6 protein-coding genes are annotated in these 4,895 nt (G+C 67.3%); 2 read left to right on the plus strand and 4 right to left on the minus strand.

Translation table 11 applies throughout. The features are described 5' to 3' along the window. A partial coding sequence (locus ABZW16_RS43015; protein WP_354961931.1) for a winged helix-turn-helix transcriptional regulator occupies positions 1–193 on the plus strand: 193 nt, incomplete at its 5' end. A gap of 480 nt (positions 194–673) precedes the next feature. Continuing rightward, positions 674–1,033 carry a metalloregulator ArsR/SmtB family transcription factor gene (locus ABZW16_RS43020; protein WP_354961932.1) on the plus strand — a complete coding sequence of 120 codons (360 nt, stop codon included), beginning with the start codon at positions 674–676 and terminating at the stop codon, positions 1,031–1,033. A 245-nt stretch (positions 1,034–1,278) separates the two neighbouring features. Here ABZW16_RS43020 and ABZW16_RS43025 read toward each other — a convergent pair whose 3' ends face one another. From ABZW16_RS43025 to ABZW16_RS43040, 4 genes are all read right to left on the minus strand, one after another. Beyond that, on the minus strand, positions 1,279–1,497 hold the full coding sequence (locus ABZW16_RS43025; RefSeq protein ID WP_354961936.1) for a hypothetical protein: 219 nt from the start codon (positions 1,495–1,497) through the stop codon (positions 1,279–1,281). Next, a complete protein-coding gene (locus tag ABZW16_RS43030) occupies positions 1,494–1,970 on the minus strand; it encodes an oxidoreductase (protein WP_354961934.1) in 477 nt (158 codons plus the stop codon). Before ABZW16_RS43030 ends, ABZW16_RS43025 begins: the two co-directional genes overlap by 4 nt. Before the next feature lie 130 nt (positions 1,971–2,100). Further along, on the minus strand, positions 2,101–3,753 hold the full coding sequence (locus tag ABZW16_RS43035; RefSeq protein ID WP_354961935.1) for a SulP family inorganic anion transporter: 1,653 nt from the start codon (positions 3,751–3,753) through the stop codon (positions 2,101–2,103). Further along, on the minus strand, positions 3,750–4,895 hold a 1,146-nt coding region (locus tag ABZW16_RS43040), incomplete at its 5' end, for a phosphoenolpyruvate carboxykinase (GTP) (RefSeq protein WP_354961933.1). The genes ABZW16_RS43040 and ABZW16_RS43035, both read right to left, overlap by 4 nt.

Below are 4,895 nucleotides of genomic sequence, written 5' to 3' on the forward strand. Positions count from 1 at the left end.
GCGCCGCCTGCAGAGCAACGGCCTCATCGATCGACAGCGGTACGCCGAAGCGCCCCCGCGGGTGGAATACAGCCTGACCCCGCTCGGCCGGACGCCCCAGGAGCCGATAGCGATGCTGACGGAGTGGGCGCTGACGCACGGAGAAGCACTCGTCGACTTCCAGGAATCGACAGCCGCGCACCAGGCGCACTAGGGCTCCGGACAGCCCACACCTTGCGTCTCGCGAACGAACGCTCACGAGACATCCTGATGCTGCTGTCGGTTGCCGGATCGAACGCCCTCAACTCGCCATTACCGACCGCTCTCGAGCGACCTCACCAGCCGTGGCATCAACCATGTGACCAGCCAGATCCTGCCAAGATCTTGACCCAAGACACTCTGGCCGATCCGTATGCCCGGCGTATTGGTGGCCGCCGACGCGTTCGCGGCGTTGCGCCGATCCTCGGCCTTCGTCGCCGGGATCTCCCACAGTGAGCAGGGTCAGCCACCGCCGCACTATCGAAGGCAAGCCGCACCGGAAGCGGTGAGCATGCGGAGGAATATCCGGTTATATGGCTACCCTCCATTATGAGTGGTAACACCGGGGGTCGCGTTCATCTTTACCGATCTGGTGAGTTGCTAAGATTAGAAAGCAATCTCGATGCTGTTGGTTCTTCGGAGGGTGGAGGACACCATGGCGGATGCACGCCAACCGCTCTATCGGATGAAGGCCGACTTCTTCAAGACGCTGGGTCATCCGGCGCGTATTCGGGTGTTGGAACTGCTCAGTGAACGCGACTACGCGGTGTCGGAGATGTTGCCGGAGGTCGGTATCGAGCCGGCGAATCTTTCGCAGCAGCTGGCCATTCTGCGGCGTACCGGTCTGGTCACCGCGCGGCGTGAGGGGCTTTCGGTGTCGTATGCGTTGACTTCACCGCGGGTTGCGGAGCTGTTGGCGGTGGCGCGGGCCATTCTCACCGGCGTGGTCGCCGGGCAGGCCGAACTGCTCGAGGAACTGTCCGAACCCAGCCTGGCGGTCGAGTCCACCGGCTGACTCAGCCACCACGGAAGTGGGCATGGTTCGCTGGCGCTGACCGCCGGCGCGCTCGCTGCGTGTTGTCCTCCCCGGCCGATCACAGGCTGGCCCGAGACGCCGGCAACCCACCCGACACAACGGTGACTCGGCACTGCCCCTCCGTGCGCCTGGTCAATGCCGGCGTCACCGTCGAGGTCGCGCGCCGCCAGCCCCACGGCACATTGTTGTGGGTGATCTTCCCCGCCTGGTCGGGTAGATCCGCATTACAGGTCGTTGCCGGCGTAGGAGAGGTTGAAGCTCTTGTTGACCAGTGGGAAGTCCGGGACGATGGTGTCGGTCATCGCGACGGGTCCGATCGCGCCGATCACCACCCCCACGACGCCCAGCTCCGAGGTGAGGATGCCCGCCACGGTCGCGTCGATACGGTTGTGGCGCACCGGGTTCGGCGTGTCCGGGGCGGCCACCACGGTGGCGGTGCTCACCGTCCGGTCACCGAACGCAGCGTGGCGACGATTGCCTCCGGTGGCGGTGGGCAGCCGGGGATTTCGACATCAACGTCCACCACATCCCCGACCGCGCCAACCACCCCGTAGGCACCGGCGAACACGCCCCGGTTCAAAGCGCAGTCCCCGCAAGCGATGACGAGCCGAGGCTGTGGTGTCGCCTCGAGGGTTTGGCGCAGCGGTTCGGCCATGTTCCGGGTGACCACCCCGGTCACCAGCAACCCATCCGCGTGGCGTGGGGACGCCACCAGTCGTGCCCCGTAGCGTTCGGCGTCGTACACCGGCCCGAACGCACCGGAGATCTCGACCTCGCACCCGTTGCACGAACCCGCATCGACATGCCGGATCTGCAGCGAACCACGCACGGCCGCAGGCACATCCGCCGCCCGTGGCACGGCCGGCGCGGGCTCGGCGACCCGACCGACCCGAAGGATCTTGCGCACCCAACCCACCGCGCGGCCCCTACCGGCTACTCGGAGTGGCGCGTGGAATGTCAACGACTGCATCGTCCACGACAAGTGGTTTACCAGATAACCATCCGCCAATCTCGCTGATTGCGAAATTCTGCAACCATCTACTCGACTATCGCCCCACGGCGGTTGTGTGCGACACCGGCACATACCGCCGAGCATGATCGATGGCCTCGCGGGTATTGGCGAAGATGCTGTCTTCGGCCCCGGCGGGTAGTGCGCCGACCGCTGTCAGTCGATGCCGGTGATCGGCCCGTAGTCCGGACAACAGTACGGTGATGTGGCGGTGCTCGAGTTTGGTGATGGCGTCCTTGAGCACCAGCGCACCCGTGGTGTCCAGGGCGCTCACCTTCGACATGCGCACAATGACGACCTTGACGTCGGTGACCTCGGCCAGCTCCAGCAGGAACCGGTGTGCGGCGGCGAAGAACAGTGGTCCGTCGATCCGGTAGGCGACGATGTGATCGCGCAGCAGCTCGTGTTCCTCGGCGAGATGGTCGCTCTCATCCAGAGGCACCTGCTCGAGGCGGGCCTCCCGCGCGACCGACCGCAACGCGAGCACGACCGCGAACCCCACACCGACCGCGACCGCGGTGACCAGATCCAGTGCGACCGTGACACCGAAGGTGACCACCATGATGATCGCGTCGCCACGCGAGGCGCGAGCAATCGTGAGCAGCGACGCGGTTTCCACCATCCGCACGGTGGTCGCGAGCAGCACACCCGCCAGCGCCGCGACGGGGATGTCGGCCACCAGCGGTGCGGCCAGGTAGATGATCGCGGCCAGCAGCACCGCGTGGGTGAGCGCGGCCAGTCGGGTGCGGGCGCCGGAGCGGACGTTGACCGCGGTGCGGGCGATCGCGCCGGTCGCGGGGACGCCACCGAACAGCGGGGCCGCGATATTGGCCAGACCTTGCCCGAACAGCTCCCGGTCCGGATTGTGGCGGGTACCTACGCACATGGAGTCGGCGGCGGTCGCCGACAGCAGCGACTCGAGGGCGGCCAGTGCCGCGACCGCGAGCGCGGGCCCGATCAACGACCCCAATTCGTTCAGGTGCAGGAAACTCAGCGATGGTGCGGGCAGCCCCGAGGGGATGGTCCCGATCCGCGTGAGGTCCAGGTCGACCACGGCGGTAACGATCGTGGCGATGGTGACCGCGACCAGCGCGAACGGCAGCTTCGGCAGGAAGCGTCCACCGATGAGGATGACGACGGCGACCACCAGCGCGGTCACCGGTGTCGCGATACTCGGTTCGTCGACGAAGCGGCGCACGGCATCGGCCGCGGACTGCCACACTTTGTCGCCCTCGGCGTGCGCGATACCGAGGGCGGACGGAAACTGTTGCAGCGCAATCACGACCGCGATACCTGCGGTGAACCCCTCGATCACCGGGGCGGGCATGTAGCGCACCGCCCGTCCGACGCCTGCGACCGCGAGCACAACCAGCACCACACCCGCCATCAAACCGACCGCGAGCACACCGGTCGCGCCGTGCTGGTGCACGATCGGCACCAGCACGACCGTCATGGCGCCGGTCGGCCCGGACACCTGGAATCGGGAGCCGCCGAACACCGCGGCCAGCGCACCCGCGACCACGGCGGTCGCCAGGCCCGCGGCTGCGCCGAGGCCCGAGCTGATCCCGAAACCGAGCGCCAGCGGCAACGCCACCAACGCGACGATCACACCCGCCATGAGATCCGCGCCGGGGGCGCGGACAGCGGGTTTCCAGTCCGACCAGGTTGGCAGAAGGTTGCGCACGGTCAGCGCGCGCCGAGCAGGCGCAACTTCAGCGCGGCCAGCTGTTCGCGCAACACCTCGGGCAGGCGGTTGCCGCCGATGGTGGCGTACCACTCATCGATGGAACGGGTTTCAGCGATCCATTCCTCGGTGTCGACGGCGAGTGCGTCGCCGACGAGATCGCGGTAGCCCTCGCCGAGACCGGTGAGGTCGAGCGCGTTCGGGGTCGGTACATGCCCGATCGGCGTCCACAGGGCCGTGGCGGTGCCGTCGAGGCGTTCCAGCGCCCACTTCAGCACGCGAACGTTGTCGCCGAAGCCCGGCCACAGGAACTTGCCGTCCGCGCTGCGCCGGAACCAGTTGACCTGGAAGATCTTCGGCAGCTTCGCCGGATCCGAATTGGCACCCAGCTTCAGCCAGTGCGCGAAGTAGTCCCCGACGTGATAGCCCAGGAACGGCAGCATCGCCATCGGATCGCGCCGCACGACACCGACCTTGCCCGCCGCCGCGGCGGTGGTCTCCGAGGACAGCACCGATGCGGTGAACACCCCGTGCTCCCAGTCGAAGGATTCCGCGATCAACGGCACCGTGGCGGCACGGCGGCCGCCGAAGAAGATCGCCGAAATCGGCACACCCGTCGGGTCGTTCCACTCCGGTGCCACCGACGGGCACTGCTCGATCGGTGTGCAGTAGCGCGAATTCGGATGTGCCGCAGGGGTATCCGCCTCCGAGGTCCAGCTCTGGCCGCGCCAATCGGTGAGGTGCGCGGGCGGTTGCTCGGTCAGCCCCTCCCACCACACGTCGCCGTCGTCGGTGAGTGCGGTATTGGTGAAGATCGAATTACCGACATCGATGGTGGCGATCGCGTTGGGATTGGTCTTCGCGCCGGTACCCGGTGCGACACCGAAGAATCCAGCCTCCGGATTCACCGCGTACAACCGGCCGTCGGCGCCGAAGCGCATCCAGGCGATATCGTCGCCGATGGTCTCGGCCTTCCAGCCCGGCAGCGCCGGTTCGAGCATCGCGAGATTGGTCTTACCGCAGGAGGACGGGAACGCCGCCGCGATGTAGTGCGTCTTGCCCTGCGGGGAGGTGAGTTTCAGGATCAGCATGTGCTCGGCCAGCCACCCCTCGTCGCGGCCGAGCACCGAGGCGATCCGCAGCGCGAA

Origin of the sequence: Nocardia sp. NPDC004604, assembly GCF_040609795.1 — a bacterium.
GTDB lineage: Bacteria > Actinomycetota > Actinomycetes > Mycobacteriales > Mycobacteriaceae > Nocardia.

Coding starts and splice junctions, on each gene's coding strand:
- ABZW16_RS43020 (WP_354961932.1), top strand. CDS start 674: ATGGCGGATGCACGCCAACCGCTCTATCGGATGAAGGCCGACTTCTTC.